The 14,383-nt window shown below is 60.2% G+C and carries 18 protein-coding genes and 1 pseudogene; 9 read left to right on the forward strand and 10 right to left on the reverse strand.

All coding sequences use genetic code 11. The features are described from left to right. From NKI58_RS31695 to NKI58_RS31710, 4 genes are all read left to right on the forward strand, one after another. Positions 1–221, forward strand: a 221-nt coding sequence (locus tag NKI58_RS31695) for a hypothetical protein (protein ID WP_352825854.1), incomplete at its 5' end; no start/stop codon positions are given. 189 nt (positions 222–410) lie between these two features. Next, the gene (locus tag NKI58_RS31700) at positions 411–578 is read left to right on the forward strand and encodes an SRPBCC family protein (RefSeq protein WP_352569001.1); all 168 of its coding nucleotides are present in this window, start codon (positions 411–413) and stop codon (positions 576–578) included. 217 nt (positions 579–795) lie between these two features. Further along, the gene (locus tag NKI58_RS31705; protein ID WP_352789060.1) at positions 796–1,794 is read left to right on the forward strand and encodes a heparan-alpha-glucosaminide N-acetyltransferase; all 999 of its coding nucleotides are present in this window, start codon (positions 796–798) and stop codon (positions 1,792–1,794) included. 16 nt (positions 1,795–1,810) lie between these two features. Further along, positions 1,811–2,317 carry a methyltransferase family protein gene (locus tag NKI58_RS31710; protein ID WP_352454650.1) on the forward strand — a complete coding sequence of 169 codons (507 nt, stop codon included), beginning with the start codon at positions 1,811–1,813 and terminating at the stop codon, positions 2,315–2,317. Between the two features lie 19 nt (positions 2,318–2,336). Here NKI58_RS31710 and NKI58_RS31715 read toward each other — a convergent pair whose 3' ends face one another. The 4 genes from NKI58_RS31715 to NKI58_RS31730 form a co-directional block, all read right to left on the reverse strand. Further along, positions 2,337–2,723 carry a MerR family transcriptional regulator gene (locus NKI58_RS31715; protein ID WP_023676566.1) on the reverse strand — a complete coding sequence of 129 codons (387 nt, stop codon included), beginning with the start codon at positions 2,721–2,723 and terminating at the stop codon, positions 2,337–2,339. A 139-nt stretch (positions 2,724–2,862) separates the two neighbouring features. Then, positions 2,863–4,260, reverse strand: a complete 1,398-nt coding sequence (mgtE, locus tag NKI58_RS31720) for a magnesium transporter (RefSeq protein ID WP_502894205.1) — start codon at positions 4,258–4,260, stop codon at positions 2,863–2,865. 350 nt (positions 4,261–4,610) lie between these two features. After that, positions 4,611–5,093, reverse strand: coding sequence for an SRPBCC family protein (locus NKI58_RS31725; RefSeq protein ID WP_352789063.1), 483 nt, complete (start codon positions 5,091–5,093; stop codon positions 4,611–4,613). Then, the gene (locus NKI58_RS31730; RefSeq protein ID WP_352789066.1) at positions 5,090–5,407 is read right to left on the reverse strand and encodes an ArsR/SmtB family transcription factor; all 318 of its coding nucleotides are present in this window, start codon (positions 5,405–5,407) and stop codon (positions 5,090–5,092) included. The genes NKI58_RS31725 and NKI58_RS31730 overlap by 4 nt, the downstream gene beginning before the upstream one ends. Positions 5,408–5,559: 152 nt before the next feature. On the opposite strand from NKI58_RS31730, the gene NKI58_RS31735 reads away from it, so the two are divergent. The 3 genes from NKI58_RS31735 to NKI58_RS31745 all read left to right on the forward strand — a co-directional run bounded on the left by NKI58_RS31735 (position 5,560) and on the right by NKI58_RS31745 (position 8,469). After that, on the forward strand, positions 5,560–6,924 hold the full coding sequence (locus NKI58_RS31735) for an RtcB family protein (protein WP_352789069.1): 1,365 nt from the start codon (positions 5,560–5,562) through the stop codon (positions 6,922–6,924). Between the two features lie 305 nt (positions 6,925–7,229). Next, complete coding sequence (locus tag NKI58_RS31740; RefSeq protein ID WP_352789098.1) at positions 7,230–8,141, forward strand: phosphatase PAP2 family protein; 912 nt, start codon at positions 7,230–7,232, stop codon at positions 8,139–8,141. A 169-nt stretch (positions 8,142–8,310) separates the two neighbouring features. After that, the gene (locus NKI58_RS31745) at positions 8,311–8,469 is read left to right on the forward strand and encodes a hypothetical protein (protein ID WP_352789072.1); all 159 of its coding nucleotides are present in this window, start codon (positions 8,311–8,313) and stop codon (positions 8,467–8,469) included. Positions 8,470–8,497: 28 nt separating this feature from the next. On the opposite strand, the gene NKI58_RS31750 is transcribed toward NKI58_RS31745, so the two are convergent. From NKI58_RS31750 to NKI58_RS31775, 6 genes and pseudogenes are all read right to left on the reverse strand, one after another. Beyond that, a complete protein-coding gene (locus NKI58_RS31750; protein ID WP_023676572.1) occupies positions 8,498–9,553 on the reverse strand; it encodes a cyclic nucleotide-gated potassium channel in 1,056 nt (351 codons plus the stop codon). A 189-nt stretch (positions 9,554–9,742) separates the two neighbouring features. Then, complete coding sequence (locus NKI58_RS31755; protein WP_023676573.1) at positions 9,743–10,108, reverse strand: 4a-hydroxytetrahydrobiopterin dehydratase; 366 nt, start codon at positions 10,106–10,108, stop codon at positions 9,743–9,745. Between the two features lie 49 nt (positions 10,109–10,157). Beyond that, a pseudogene (locus NKI58_RS31760) lies at positions 10,158–10,232 on the reverse strand (NADH-quinone oxidoreductase subunit D-related protein); the annotation flags it as partial. Positions 10,233–10,274: 42 nt separating this feature from the next. Continuing rightward, positions 10,275–11,918: a chaperonin GroEL gene (gene groL, locus NKI58_RS31765; RefSeq protein WP_352789075.1), complete on the reverse strand. Its 1,644-nt coding sequence runs from the start codon at positions 11,916–11,918 to the stop codon at positions 10,275–10,277. Positions 11,919–11,968: 50 nt separating this feature from the next. Continuing rightward, on the reverse strand, positions 11,969–12,283 hold the full coding sequence (locus NKI58_RS31770; RefSeq protein ID WP_023676575.1) for a co-chaperone GroES: 315 nt from the start codon (positions 12,281–12,283) through the stop codon (positions 11,969–11,971). Between the two features lie 639 nt (positions 12,284–12,922). After that, complete coding sequence (locus NKI58_RS31775; RefSeq protein ID WP_352624791.1) at positions 12,923–13,360, reverse strand: hypothetical protein; 438 nt, start codon at positions 13,358–13,360, stop codon at positions 12,923–12,925. 411 nt (positions 13,361–13,771) lie between these two features. On the opposite strand from NKI58_RS31775, the gene NKI58_RS31780 reads away from it, so the two are divergent. Both NKI58_RS31780 and NKI58_RS31785 read left to right on the forward strand, forming a co-directional pair. Beyond that, complete coding sequence (locus tag NKI58_RS31780) at positions 13,772–14,146, forward strand: DUF1488 family protein (protein WP_023676577.1); 375 nt, start codon at positions 13,772–13,774, stop codon at positions 14,144–14,146. A gap of 50 nt (positions 14,147–14,196) precedes the next feature. Continuing rightward, entirely contained in the window at positions 14,197–14,382 is a 186-nt protein-coding gene (locus NKI58_RS31785) for a DUF3606 domain-containing protein (protein ID WP_023676578.1), read from the forward strand. Position 14,383 lies beyond the last annotated feature (1 nt).

The following is a 14,383-nucleotide window of genomic DNA, read 5'->3' on the forward strand; positions in this document are numbered from 1 at the left end:
AACCGCTTCGACGCACCTCCTGCAACAAACAGAAGCGGACATCTGATGTGCTACAAAAACCGGACAACTTGAAAAGCTACCGACAACCAAATTCCGCCGGATCGTGTGGCGAATGCGCCGCCTCGCCAAGCCGGACGGCCAGCGCCGCGATTGACAATTTTCGCAGCCGGGTGTCGGCTGGCGGATGGGGAGGAAGCCGGCATGCAACCCAGCCCGAATGAGCGCGGTCCCTACAACGGCCTGACGCGGGCCGAGCCGACGCTGCCGTCATCAGCCTATTGGGACATCGCGGCCTATCAGCGCGATCTCGAGGCCATCTGGTATCGCAACTGGCTGCTCGTCTGCCACGAGGCGAAGCGCTCGCCGATCCGGCCGCGGATATCGACAACATCGTCGCCTTCGGTACCAAGGTGCTGGAGGAGGATGCTGATATCTGCGAGGTCAACCAGATGGGCCTGCGCTCGATGCGCCACAAGGCCGGCGTACTGATGCCCGAGGAATACGACTTGCACCGCTTCCACAACTGGGTGCGCGAGCGCCATGCGGCGCTCGCACATCAAAGCGATTTGGGCAGATAGCGCCAGGTGACGAAGCCGCAGGCCGCCGCCAGCAGCCCGAGTGTCGCGAAAACCGCGCCCAGTCCGAAAAACGCCAGCACGCCGGCCAAAGGCTTTCCGGCTCTGGCCTAAAGCAGTTCTGATGCCGACCGGTACCAACGCGACGCAAGGCCCTGCTTCTTTTGACGGTGGCAACCGTGATAGTCGTCTTGCCGGGCTGAACCAAGACAGCGAGACCATGAGCATCGACACGCCGAGCGCAGCCGTTCAGGATCAACCGAAGTCGAAGCGCATCGCCGCTATCGACATTGCACGCGGCATCGCTTTGCTTGCCATGGCGAGCTATCATTTCACCTGGGACCTCGAATTCTTCGGCTACACCGATCCCGGTCTCACCGCCTTCGGCTGGTGGAAAATCTACGCGCGCTGCATCGCCTCGAGCTTCCTGTTCCTGGTCGGCATCAGCCTCTATCTCGCCCATGGCAAGAAAATCCGCTGGACCGGCTTCTGGAAGCGCTTCGCCATGGTTGCCGGGGCAGCGCTCGCAATATCGCTGGTCACCCGCATCGCCACGCCCGACGGCTTCATCTTCTTCGGCATATTGCACGAGATCGCGCTCGCCAGCCTGCTCGGCCTGGCGTTCCTGCGCCTGCCGGTGCTGCTGACGCTGCTTGTCGCCGTATTCGTCGTCGCTGCGCCTTTCTACCTGCGATCCGAAACTTTCGATCATCCGGCTTTGTGGTGGGCCGGTCTGTCGGCGACCAACCCGCGCTCCAACGACTACGTTCCGCTGCTGCCCTGGTTCGGCGCCGTACTTGCCGGCATCGCGGTTACCAAGCTCGCCGCCACCTCCGGCGCGCTGACGCGGCTGTCGGCCTTGGCGCCCGGCCGCTGGGCAAATCCGCTGGTCTTCATCGGCCGGCACAGCCTTGCCTTCTATCTGATCCATCAGCCGGTGCTGATCGGCTCGGTCTGGCTGTTTTCGCAATTCATGCCGGCGCAGGCCGAAACCAGGGAGGTGAGTTTTCTGAAATCCTGCCAGATATCCTGCGAGCAGGCACGCGACACCGAGTTCTGCTCCAGCTATTGTGCCTGCATGCTGGACACTCTCCAGGGCGAAGCCTCGCTTGACCGGCTCTACAGCAACGACCAGTCCCCGGAGTGGAAGGCGCATATTGGCGAGCTCGCCGGCACCTGCACCGCCCAAACCGAGGCGGCGGAACCGGGAACGCGCTAATCGAGGGAGGACAATAATGAGCGACAGTCACCCGAAACCCGTGCAGCAAAATCCTGGGCAGCCGAAGCTGGGGCACATCCCATGGCCGCCGCTGATCTATATCGCCGCCATCATCGTCAGCGTCGCGCTAGGGCTGTTCTATCCGCTGCCGTGGATCGGCGATCTTCTCGGCGACATCCTGTTCGCCGCCGGCCTTGTGGGGTTGGTGGCGGTTGCCGCGCTCTGGTTCACGGCAATTCGCACCATGATCCGCGCCAAGACGACGCTCAACCCGAACGGCGTGCCTGACCATCTGGTGACTACCGGACCCTTCGCCGTCAGCCGCAACCCGATCTACCTCGCCAACACGCTGCTGCTGGTCAGCCTCGCCTTTGTCACTGGGATCGCCTGGTTCCTGCCGCTGGCGGTCATCGCGGCGTTCCTGACGCAGAAGCTGACGATCGAGAGCGAGGAGAAGGTGCTGACGGCCAAATTCGGCAAGAAATACCGGGACTACGCCAAAAGGGTGCGGCGCTGGATTTGAGCCGGCGCTGACGCCACGCTCATGTGGTGACGCCGAGTTCCACCAGCCGCTCGACGCAGGATTCCTCTGCCTGATCGAGCTCGGCCAGCGTCTCTTCGAGGTCGCGGCGTTTCTGGCGCAAATCCTCGCGCTTTTCCTCGATGCGCTTGATCATCAATTTGAGTTGGCCGACCTCGCCGGGCGGCTCCCTGTACATCTGGATGATTTCGCGGATCTCGTTGATCGAGAAGCCGAGCCTCTTGCCGCGCATGATCTGGCGGATGAGATGCCGGTCCGACGGACGGAACAGCCGAGTGCGGCCGCGTCTTACTGGCTGCACCAGCCCTTCGTCCTCATAGAAGCGCAACGTCCGCGTCGACACGTCGAATTCGCGGGTCAGCTCCGTGATCGAATAATATTCCCGCATCGTCACTCCAATGCCCCGGCCACGCCGCGAGTTCCAACTGGCCGGCGCCGCCGGCGCCCAGGCGCGTACCAGAATCGGCGGACAAGGCACCTTTCAAAGCCTCGCATGGCATTTACGTAAAAGTCAATTGAGGTGACGTTCAGCGCACGCCGAACCACCATGTGGCGAGCCCGAGAAAGGCAAAGAAACCTACGACATCGGTGACCGTGGTGACGAAAACCGCCGAAGCCACAGCCGGATCGATCTTGAAGCGGTCGAGCAGCAGCGGGATAAGGATGCCCGCCAGAGCCGCCACGAACATATTGATGATCATCGCAGCCGCAATGATGCCGCCGAGATTGCGATCGTGGAACCAGGCAGCAGCCACGAGGCCGATCAGGATGGCAAAGATGATGCCGTTGATGAAGCCCACCCCGATTTCGCGGCGGATGATGCGGCCGGCATTGTAGATGTCGAGGTCCCTGGTCGCCAGCGCCCGCACCGTGACCGTCATGGTCTGCGAGCCGGCATTGCCGCCCATGCCGGCGACGATCGGCATCAGCACCGCCAGCGCCACGATATGCTCGATGGTGCGGTCGAACAGGCCGATCACCGAGGCCGCCAGGAAAGCCGTCAAAAGATTGACCAGCAGCCAGGGCACGCGCGAGCGCGAGGTCGAAAAGATGCTGTCCGAGAGTTCTTCGTCGCCGACGCCGCCCATGCGCAGCAGATCTTCTTCGGCCTCCTGCTGGATGACGTCGACGACGTCGTCGATGGTCAGCACGCCGACCAGCCGCTCGTTCTCGTCGACGACGGCGGCGGACAGAAGATCGTATTGTTCGAATTCGCGTGCCGCCTCCTCCTGGTCCATGGTGGCCGGGATGGCATGCCTGGTCTCATGCATGACCTCTTCGACCTTGACCGAGCGCTTGGTACGCAGGATCTGGTCGAGGTCGATGGCGCCGAGCAGCTTGAAGCTCGGATCGATGACGAAGATCTGGCTGAAACGGTCGGGAAGATTGTTGTCCTCGCGCATATAGTCGATGGTCTGGCCGATCGTCCAGAAGGGCGGCACCGCGACGAACTCCGTCTGCATGCGGCGGCCGGCGGTCTCTTCGGGATAGTCAAGCGAACGCCGCAGCCTGATCCGCTCGGTGAACGGCAGCTGCGACAGGATCTCGTCCTGGTCCTCCTGGTCGAGGTCTTCGAGAATGTAGACCGCGTCGTCGGAATCGAGATCCTGCACCGCCTGGGCGATCTGCGCATTGGGCAGACTGTCGACGATGTCGCGGCGGATCGCCTCGTCAACCTCGGTCAGCGCGGAAAAATCGAAATCCTTGCCCAGCAATTCGACCAGCGCGCGTCGCTGTTCCGGGTGCAGGGCCTCGAGCAGGTGGCCGAGTTCCGACTGGTGCAGATCGTCGACTTCACGCTTCAGCGTCAGCGTATCGCGATCGGCGATCGCGGCACCGATCTGGGCGAGGAACGACGACAGGATGACGCCGTCCTCGTCATAGATATCGGCGCGGCGCTCCTCGGCGGCCCTGGCGCCGGTCATCTGTTCGTCCTGGCCTTCCACCAGCGCCTCCCGCCATCGGATTTCCGGATAAGGTGCCTGTCAGGTCTAACGCATGACCCTGGCAATCGGAATCGATTTTGCGAAAGGACCATGCACAACGACAAATTGCTACAGCGCCGTTCGCGCGTCCAAACGACGCGGCGCATACCGGATGGTAGGGGGAGAGGACGTTCTCCAAACCTGCGGCGCTGCAAACCTTCGCGGCGGCAGGTAAAGGGCAGCGTATCTCCCCGCCCCGGTCAACCGGATGGGCAGATCGACACTGATTCAAAACGGCGGGGCCGACGGTGCGACGGCCTCGCTGGATATTGGACTTAACGGCTTGCCGATCAGGCGGCGTGGCGCTTGGCCTCAGCCGCATAGCGGTCCAGGAGACCGCTCCAGCCACCCTCGGATTCGAAGGCCTCGCGCATCGCCTCTGCGGTTTCGCCCATGTTCTCCAGAAGCCTGTGCTCGAGTTCCACACGCGTCGCGTTCTCGCCGAGCGCGACAAAGCGGATCTCGACTTCGGTCAGCAATGCCGGATCGTAGCGCCAGCCGGCTCCAATGCGCCAGGCGAGCGTCAGCCTGGACGGCGGATCCCAGGCGAGAACCTCGCCCCAATCGCATTGTGACCCATCCTCGCCAATCTCGTACCAGCGGCCGCCGGCTTTCGGTTCGATCACCGCGGTCATCAGGGCGGATTTGCCGATCGAATGCGAAGCCGGCCACCAGCGCCCGAATCCTGTGGTGAACACATCGAATGCCTTGTCGAGCGGCACCTCCACCGTCACCGACTTCCTGACCGGCGCGGGCTTGATCATGGTCGTCATTTCCTCTTCTCCTTGCTGTTGTCGACTTCCCGTTTGAAGGCGTCGAGCGCATCGCCCCACATGCGGTCGAGCCAGGCGCGCATCTCGCCGAGCCCATGCGGGTCGAGATGATAGATGTTGCTGGCACCTTTGGGCTCTGCGCGGACCAGCCGGGCTTCCTTCAAAACCTTGAGGTGCTGCGATACCGCCGGCTGCGAGACCGGAAGCACTCGCGTCAGATCGACGACCGAGCGTGGCCGATCGGCGATGAGCTCGAACACCTTGCGGCGCGTCGGATCGGCCAAGGCCATCATTCCTGCATAATCATAAACCATGACTTATGATAAGCTAAAACTTATGATATGTCAACTGAGGGAGCGGTGGACCGGTGTTTAAACACCCGGCCGGTTCGCCCCCGAGCTCGTGTGGTGCGCGCGTTCGGGCAGCGTGCTAATCAGCCTGATCTTTTTGACGACAGGAGACGGCCGTGATCACCGGCAAGGAACTCATCCAGTGGGGTTTTAAGCCGGGCAGGTGGTTTCCGGGCGCCATCGCCGACGCGCAACGCATGGAACGCGAAGGACGCTCGCAGGACGACATCTTCGCCTATCTGCAAACACTGTTGCCGGTCGAGATGATGCCGAGGACCAATGCGCTGGCGTTTAGCGTTTTCCTCGAGCCGGAAAACGATGTCGAGCGCGAAAACCTTGGCCTGGTGGTCGAGGCCATGGATGCCCTCCTGCGCACACCGACAGTCGTGTCCGGGGTCGTCATGCCCGACGCATGTCCGGCAGGAACCATTCCCGTCGGCGGTGTCGTGGCAGCTAGAAACGCCATCCACCCTGGTTTCCATTCGGCCGATATTTGCTGCTCGATGGCGATCACGGTGTTCAAGAGGAACGACGATCCGAAGAAGATACTCGATGCGGCGTTCGACGCAACGCATTTCGGGCCCGGCGGGCGCAAGGATCGGCGTGGTTGGGACATGTCGCGGGAACTTGCCGTGCGATTTAAGTCGAACCGCTTCCTTTCCGACATTGTGCCTATCGGCGACAGCAACATGGGCACGCAGGGCGACGGCAATCATTTCCTCTATGTCGGTCATCTCAGGTCGACCGGACAGCCGGCTATCGTAACCCATCACGGATCACGCGGTCCGGGAGCGATGCTGTACAAACGCGGCATGGCATTGGCCAAAAAGCATACGGCAATAGTGTCGCCAAAAACGCCTTCCGGGGCGGCGTGGATCGAGGCTGAGACCGACGAAGGCCGCGCCTACTGGGAAGCACTGCAAATCATTCGCGAGTGGACCAAGCAAAACCATTTCCGCATCCATGACCGCGTTCAGGGCGTCCTTGGCAACCAGATTGTCGATCGGTTCTGGAACGAGCACAACTTCGTCTTTCGCCGGGACGACGGGCTCTTCTATCATGCCAAAGGCGCAACGCCTTCGTTCTCTCGCTTCTCGGCCGACGACGATGGCCGTACGCTGATCCCGATGAATATGAGCGAGCCGGTCTTGATCACAGGCCACACCGACAAAAAGGCGTCGCTTGGCTTCTCCCCTCATGGTGCCGGCCGAAACATGAGCAGAACCCGCTACTTGCGCGACGTGATCGGCTCGCGGGAACTCGACGACGTTCTCAAGGCGGAAACGCGCGGGTTGGACATCCGGTTTTGGATGGGAAGACCAGACCTCTCCGAATTGCCGGCGGCCTACAAGAGCGCCAAACAGGTCATCGGCCAAATCGAGAAGCATGGCCTGGCGACCATCCAGGACTTTGTCGATCCCTACGGCTCGATCATGGCAGGCGATTGGGAAAAGGACATGCCGTGGAGAAACAAGAAATGAAACGTCGGAAAATGGCGGAATGCTACCGAGCGGAAAGCCGAGTGCTTCCGCCGACGTCGTCTTGAACTCCTTTACCAAGCGACTGCCGACCCGCAACTACCTTACCTCTGAACGGCACGACCATGTCTCGAGCCGGCAAATGTCGACCACCGGGGAAAAGTAAACCTGGCGGCAAGGTTTTTACCTTATCGGTGTATCTGTCTCTCCGGCGAAACGTTAAGAACGGGTAAATTGGTTTGGCCCTAACCACGGAAGCCTCTCGCTACAGGCCCTCCGCCATATGGCAATTGCGCCTCTCCTTGTTCATGGCGACATACGTTTTAGGCGCATCTGCACTATATCCAGAAGTATTCTATACGTCAGCCTTAATCTATTCTCACAAGTTTCTTGTTGGCATTCCGGTGTTGTTTATCGGTGGCGTCTGCTGTGCCGCGCTAATCCATGGCCGGCGGCAACCGGTTCGCTACGCATTGGATTTGGTTCAAGGGCGCTGGCGCGGTTGTCTGCTGGTGCTGCTGTTCTGCTTTGCCAGCTTGACCGCGTTCTCTACCTACAAGATCGCCATCCCGTCCGTCGTCCCATACTATGCCGACAACTGGTTGGCCGATGCTGATGAATGGCTGCACGGGATGCCGCCATGGGAGATCGTCCATAAGCTCGACAGCAACAATTGGTCGTTCGTCGTCTTCAACAGCTATGAAGTCATTTGGTTTTACCAGTGGTTCGGCACCATCCTTTTCGTGTCGCTCTGGTCGGACGAGATTGCCCGCATCCGCTATCTCTGCGCAGCAGCGCTGACGTTGTCCGTCCTCGGAACGGTCTTGGCCCTGGCGCTGGCATCGGTCGGACCGGTTTACTACCACCACTTTGTCGGCGTGGATCGCTTCCACGGATTGAATGCGGCCTTGGACAGGCTGGACCATAGTTACATGGTGCGGGAACCCGCGGCATATCTCCTGATGGCTTACCAAAGCGGCCGGCCAAGTCTTGGCGGCGGCATCTCGGCCATGCCAAGCATGCATGTCGCCTTTGCCGCATTGAACGCCTATTTGCTGTCATCGATCAATCGCTGGCTTGGCGTTCTGGGTTGGACCTTTGCAGCCCTGATCCTGTACGGATCGGTGTTCACTGGCTGGCACTATGCCGTGGACGGCTACGCATCGATCGTTGTTGTATCGGTGATCTGGTGGGCGACCGGACGCCTGGTGCGCGAATAATCATGTGCGCCTATCGATAGATGGCCATGCCCGCCGATGGCCACTTCGCATAAGCCAAACTCGCGACCGCAATCAGGCAAAAAGCACGTGCCCCGACAAGGACGCTCCCTGCCGTGCTCGAATTCAACGTGTAAGAGATTCCGCTTTCGAATTTAATGGTGCGGTCGAGATGCAGCGCCGCAACGCCTCCCGCGTTGATTTTAAAGCATTTTTCTACGATTCCGTGGCGATTTGTATTGAGGGTGGTTCGGCAGCGGCAGAGCATGCAGTTCCAGCCAGCCACCATCGGCAGGCAATTGGCCGCCTTGGCATCGCATCCTCCTCCTGACGAACACCTAGTCTAATACGGTCAACCGTTAGGCGCCGCGCCGCTCGAGCGCGGTCTTGCGGATGATTTCTGCGATCTCCGGGCTGCTGCTGCACAGCATCTGGAAATCCGCCGAGTGTAGCGACAGGAGTGAGACCACCGTTGTGGCGCTGACGGTCGCCGAGCGCGGTTCGCCGGTGATCAGCGCCATCTCGCCGAAGAAGGCGCCAGGGCCCAGCTCCACCGGGTTCGGCGTCGCGACGCTGACGCGCCCCTCCACGACGAAGAACATCTGGTCACCGGTCTCGCCATTGCGGCAGATCACAGCGCCCGCCGGCACGATGCGAGGTCGTAATGCGCGCACGATCTCGACTAGCGTGGCCGGGCCGAGCTTCTGAAACAACGGCACGGCGGCGACCAATTGCCAATTGCGGACGAAATCCTCGCGACGGACTTCTTGATAAAAGCCGGTGGCAAGAATGCCAGCCCAGAGCGCGAAGATGCCGATGCCACTCATCATGACCGCCCCGGCAAGGACGCGGCCGGCGAAGCTTTCCGGAATAGCGTCGCCATAGCCGGTGGTGGACAGCGTGACCACCGCCCACCACATTGCCTGGGGGATGCTGCCGAACTGTTGCGGTTGGACGTCGCGCTCGATGACATAGGCTGCGAGCGCAAAACCGAAAAGAACGATGCCGAAGACGGTAGCGACGCCGATCAGGTTGCGCGCTTCGTTGGTCAGGATTCTGCCCAGCAGCGGGAAGAAAGTTGAGTCGCGCAGCGGTTTCAGCAGCCAGACAGCACAGTAGAGGCTCCGGTCGGGCGTGCCGACGAGCAGAAATGCGGCGAGTGGAACCAAAACCGCGAGCACATCAATGGCGATTGCCGGCGTCCTGTCCCGAACGTCTCCCGCCCGGCGCTTGAGCAGTTTCTCGGCCAATTCCAGGAGATAGACGCCCCAAATGACCGCGAGCACGGCAGCCAAAGCCAGTCTGCTTCGTCCGGACAGGTCCGGTGTCGTGAGCGTAGCCACCGCCACAAGCCCAGTCGCAGCCAGCACCGCGTTGAGCGGCGCGCAAATTCTTAAGGAAGGCAGTACCGACATTCTATGCCCCGAGCGGATACTACCCTCCAGAATAGGATGCCTTCAAGGCAAGCGCAAAGGTGCTTATTTTCGCTGCGATCGTCGCTGGACCATAGGCCATGAACCATCCGATCAGGGTCGAGATCGAGCTGCCCCTCGACGGATGTGTGGCATAAACGACCTCACTTGATTGGCAATGGATTTGCCGTGTCACCGTTGGCGGTCGAGGGGCCGCCCCGCGCGATCGAGCATCCGATCGATCTTGCTCGCCATGATGAAATCGTTCTCGTGCAGTCCTTTGATCTTCTTGGTGCTCAGGGAAACCGTCACATAACCCCAGCCGAAGCTGATGTCGGGGTGATGGCCCTCGGTTTCGGCGAGCTCACCGATCTCCTGAACAAGGGTGAGCGCGTCCCGGAAATTGCGGCATCGAAAGCTCCGCTGGATGCGGTGGGCATCGTCACCCAGCTCCCAATCAGGAGCCTGTGCCTGGAAGCGTTGGGCTTCATCACGCGTGAGCGGCGGGACGCCGCCGCGACAAGGCGTACATGTTTTCTCGGCAAGAGTGTCGGTCATGTTCTTGTCTCCAAGACCATTTTTAGCAGCAAATACGACAGCGACGAGCCTATCGATCGATCTCCCCGAACACGATGTCGAGCGAACCGATGATCGCCGAGATATCGGCTCGCATGTGCCCGCGTCGCTGGCCTTCCGTCGTCCTGGCTATAGTTTCAGGCGCCGCTCAGTAGTCCATTCCGCCCATTCCGCCCATACCTCCCGCGCCACCCATAGCGGGCGAAACCTTCTGCCGAATGTCCGCGATCATTGCTTCAGCGGTGATCAGGAGCGCGGCAATCGAGCCGGCATCCTGCAGGGCCGTCCGAACGACCTTGGCGGGGTCGACGATACCGGCCTTGATCATGTCGACATAGACTTCGTTCTGGGCGTCGAAGCCCTGATTGTGATCCTTGCTGTCGGAGAGCTTGCCGACGACGATCGAACCTTCAACGCCGGAATTCTCGGCAATCTGGCGGATCGGCGCTTCAAGTGCTCTCAGCACAATCGAAATACCTGCCGTCATGTCAGCATTCGCGCCAGTAAGCTCAGTCAAAGCTGCCTTGGCGCGCAAAAGCGCAACACCGCCGCCGGCAACGATGCCTTCTTCCACGGCTGCACGAGTGGCGTTCAGCGCATCATCGATGCGGTCCTTCTTTTCCTTGACTTCCGTCTCGGTCGCGCCGCCGACGCGAATGACAGCAACGCCGCCAGCCAGCTTGGCGAGACGTTCCTGGAGTTTCTCCTTGTCGTAATCCGAGGACGTTTCCTCGATCTGCAACTTGATCTGCTGGACGCGCGCCTGGATGGTGGCTTTCTCGCCGGCGCCGTCGATGATCGTCGTCGTATCCTTCTCGATGAGCACGCGCTTAGCCCGCCCGAGCATGTCGATCGTGACGTTCTCGAGTTTGATGCCGAGATCCTCGGAAATCATCTGGCCGGCGGTGAGCACGGCAATGTCTTCCAGCATCGCCTTGCGCCGGTCACCGAAGCCTGGCGCCTTGACGGCTGCGACCTTGAGGCCGCCGCGCAGCTTGTTGACGACCAGCGTTGCTAGCGCCTCGCCTTCGACGTCTTCCGAGATGATCAGCAGCGGCTTACCGCTTTGCACCACAGCTTCGAGGATCGGCAGCAACGCCTGCAAATTGCCGAGCTTCTTCTCATGGATGAGAACGTAAGGGTCCTCCAGCTCCGCGCGCATCTTCTCGGCATCGGTGACGAAATAGGGCGAGAGATAGCCACGGTCGAACTGCATGCCTTCGACGACATCGAGTTCGGTTTCGGCTGTCTTGGCTTCTTCGACGGTGATCACGCCCTCATTGCCGACCTTGTTCATCGCCTTGGCGATCATGGCGCCGACCGACGCGTCGCCATTGGCGGCGATCGTACCAACCTGGGCGATCTCGTCCGAAGATTTGACTTTCCTGGCCCTGGCTTGAATGTCCTTCACCACAGCAGCCACAGCAAGATCGATGCCGCGCTTGAGATCCATCGGGTTCATGCCCGCGGCAACGAATTTGGCACCTTCGCGCAGGATGGAAGCGGCCAGCACCGTGGCTGTCGTCGTGCCGTCGCCGGCGAGGTCGTTGGTCTTCGAGGCCACTTCGCGCACCATCTGGGCGCCCATGTTCTCGAACTTGTCGGCAAGCTCGATTTCCTTGGCGACGGCGACACCATCCTTGGTGATGCGCGGCGCGCCATAGGCCTTGTCGATGACGACATTGCGGCCTTTGGGGCCGAGCGTCACCTTAACGGCGTTGTTCAGAATTTCGACGCCGCGAAGCATCCGGTCGCGGGCATCGGTAGCGAATTTGATTTCCTTGGCAGGCATGATTTTACGTCCAGTTCAGTCTTGAAATTGCGGGATCGGAAATCGCCCGGTCAGGCGGCTTTCTTGGCCGCTTTGATCTTCTCGACGATGCCCAAAATGTCGCTCTCCTTCATGATCAGGAGGTCCTCGCCGTCGATCTTGACCTCGGTGCCGGACCATTGGCCGAACAGGATGAGATCGCCGGCCTTGACGTCGAGCGGGATCAGCTTGCCGCTCTCGTCACGCGAGCCCGGGCCCACGGCGATCACTTCGCCTTCCTGAGGCTTTTCCTTGGCGGTGTCGGGAATAATGATCCCGCCCTTGGATTTGGTATCGCCTTCCGCGCGCCGAATGACGACGCGGTCGTGGAGTGGCCGGAATTTCATTGGGGGTTCTTTCTGCCGCCGCACATAGAGCGACTGCAACACTTAACATAGCCCCTTTGGCACTCGAATGATAGGAGTGCCAAATTTTAATTCCTCAAACCGAAAATATTTGAAATGAAATCAGTCGTTTTTACCGGCGCTTTTGGCCGTCCGAAAGGCGGAGCCATAAGCAATTTTATTGTAATTCATCCCTCTTAATTTTGCCGACAACAGACTATATTAATCCGCAATTACGAGACAAACCTATCGAGCCTTGATTGAATGTGCATCGAGAGATATATACAGTTCGCGAAAATTTGGCACGATTTGGCTTTCCCGGTCCCGATCGACATAGGTCCGCGACCTTCGACCCACCATGAAGCACCGAATTTTCGACAGCGAATGTATAGCGCTTATCCGGCGCGCATGTCGCTCTGTTCGAGCCTTTGAACCACGGCGCTGACCACGGATGTACTGGCAGCATTGGGATCTTTCCGGTTCGGATGGAAAAGATGCAGGAGGGGCGTCGGCGTGCTCCTGCGGAAAGCCGCACCCCCTCATGCAACGCAGCCTCCCCGCGTGGGGAGCGCTTGCCCGCGCTACGGCGGCGGCTTTCCATGCGAGCCGCTTCAAAAATGATGCTGCGAAACGGCTCCGGCTTTATCCGACGAACGCCTCACGCATCCGAGCGAACATGCCGGGCTGTCTCCGGGCAATCGCCGCACGGATGTGACGGGCGGCCGTTACGGCGCTCACCGTCGCGCCGAAATGACAATAGCAGATGATCTCATGCAATTGCCTGTCGGTCAGTTCGAAGAACCGCTTCGCTTCGCCGTAGTTGTCGCTTTCCAACCCGGCGGCGCGGAGGACAGGATCCTCGAAAGCGACTGAGATCGGCGAGCCGTCGCCGCGCATGGCCCCGCGTGATCTAACCGGCTGATACTCGGTTTGGTGTAGCGTCGAGAGTCGCCGGTCAGGGTTCCGTTCAAGGAGCTCCGCCCAGCGTTCAAGACGTTCGCTGCGCGACATGGCCTGGCGCAGGTAGTCCTGATCGATCTCGGCGACGATCTGCAGTTGCTCAAGCGTCTGGTGCTTCATTTTAGCCTCCTATTCGGACGATAGTTGGCCCACCCATATCCTTCTTATACCTGCGGCCAGCGTGACTCCGACCGATCGTGAAGTCCAATCACGATGATGCTGGGAGGGCTTCCCCCCACAAAAATGCGGAGGCTTCGCAAAGATCCGGCCATTAATTTGGCGAACGCGGTCAAATGCGCGGCTGTTCGACGATGTCGGTCTGGAGTCCGTGCCGATCGAGGTGATCGACGGCAGAGTCTGTGCTGGAGTAGCCCGGCTCCATCGCTGGCCGGGCCGCGGGATCAAGCGAGTGGCAGTTTAGCTTCGAAACCGCCGTAATTCTGAACGCGCACAATGCGAAGAGACGCAAGGCCGCGAGCCTGCAACAGACGTTCGCTACGCGGTTCTTGACGGCTTGAGGTATGTTCAACCTTGGCGCTGACTTTTCCGAACCGAAGCCGCAGCTACGACGAGGCCGGACAATACCTCCATTTTCTCGGCTACGATGGCATGTTTGAAATGCCGTTCTTGATTGAGATTGAAGCGCTCGCGAACGCAAAACCGGAAGCAGCCACAGCCGAAGCGGGTTATTTGGCGACCTTCGATGCATCAAGGGACTCCATTCGTGATGTCGCGCGGAAAGCTTCCTCCCACGGCCGCAAGAACGTGTACCAGCCCAGAAGACCTCGACGCTTCGAACGGCGGACGAGCAAAGCGTTCCCCGTAAGGGATCGGCTTATCCCTGCGACCGCGGAGTTGTGCGGTTTCGACATGGTTGGCGACTACGTCCTTGTCCCCGTCGATTAGAGGATTATCCTTGACACGTTTGGGCGAGGCGATCGCCCATGGAGGTTGTCATGGCAGACGACAAGTCAAAGCGTGGTCCGCAAGACAGAGCACGGGTCGACGGTGGCGAAGACTATGAAGTCGGGTACCTCATGAAGAAGCACCATCTCGAACGGGCTGATGCCCTCAGGCTGGTAAAAAAGTATGGAAACAACCGCGCAAAGATCGAAGAGGAACTCTTTGCCCGAAAGGTTTGAT

It is taken from the genome of Mesorhizobium sp. M0522, from assembly GCF_040321085.1.
GTDB lineage: Bacteria > Pseudomonadota > Alphaproteobacteria > Rhizobiales > Rhizobiaceae > Mesorhizobium.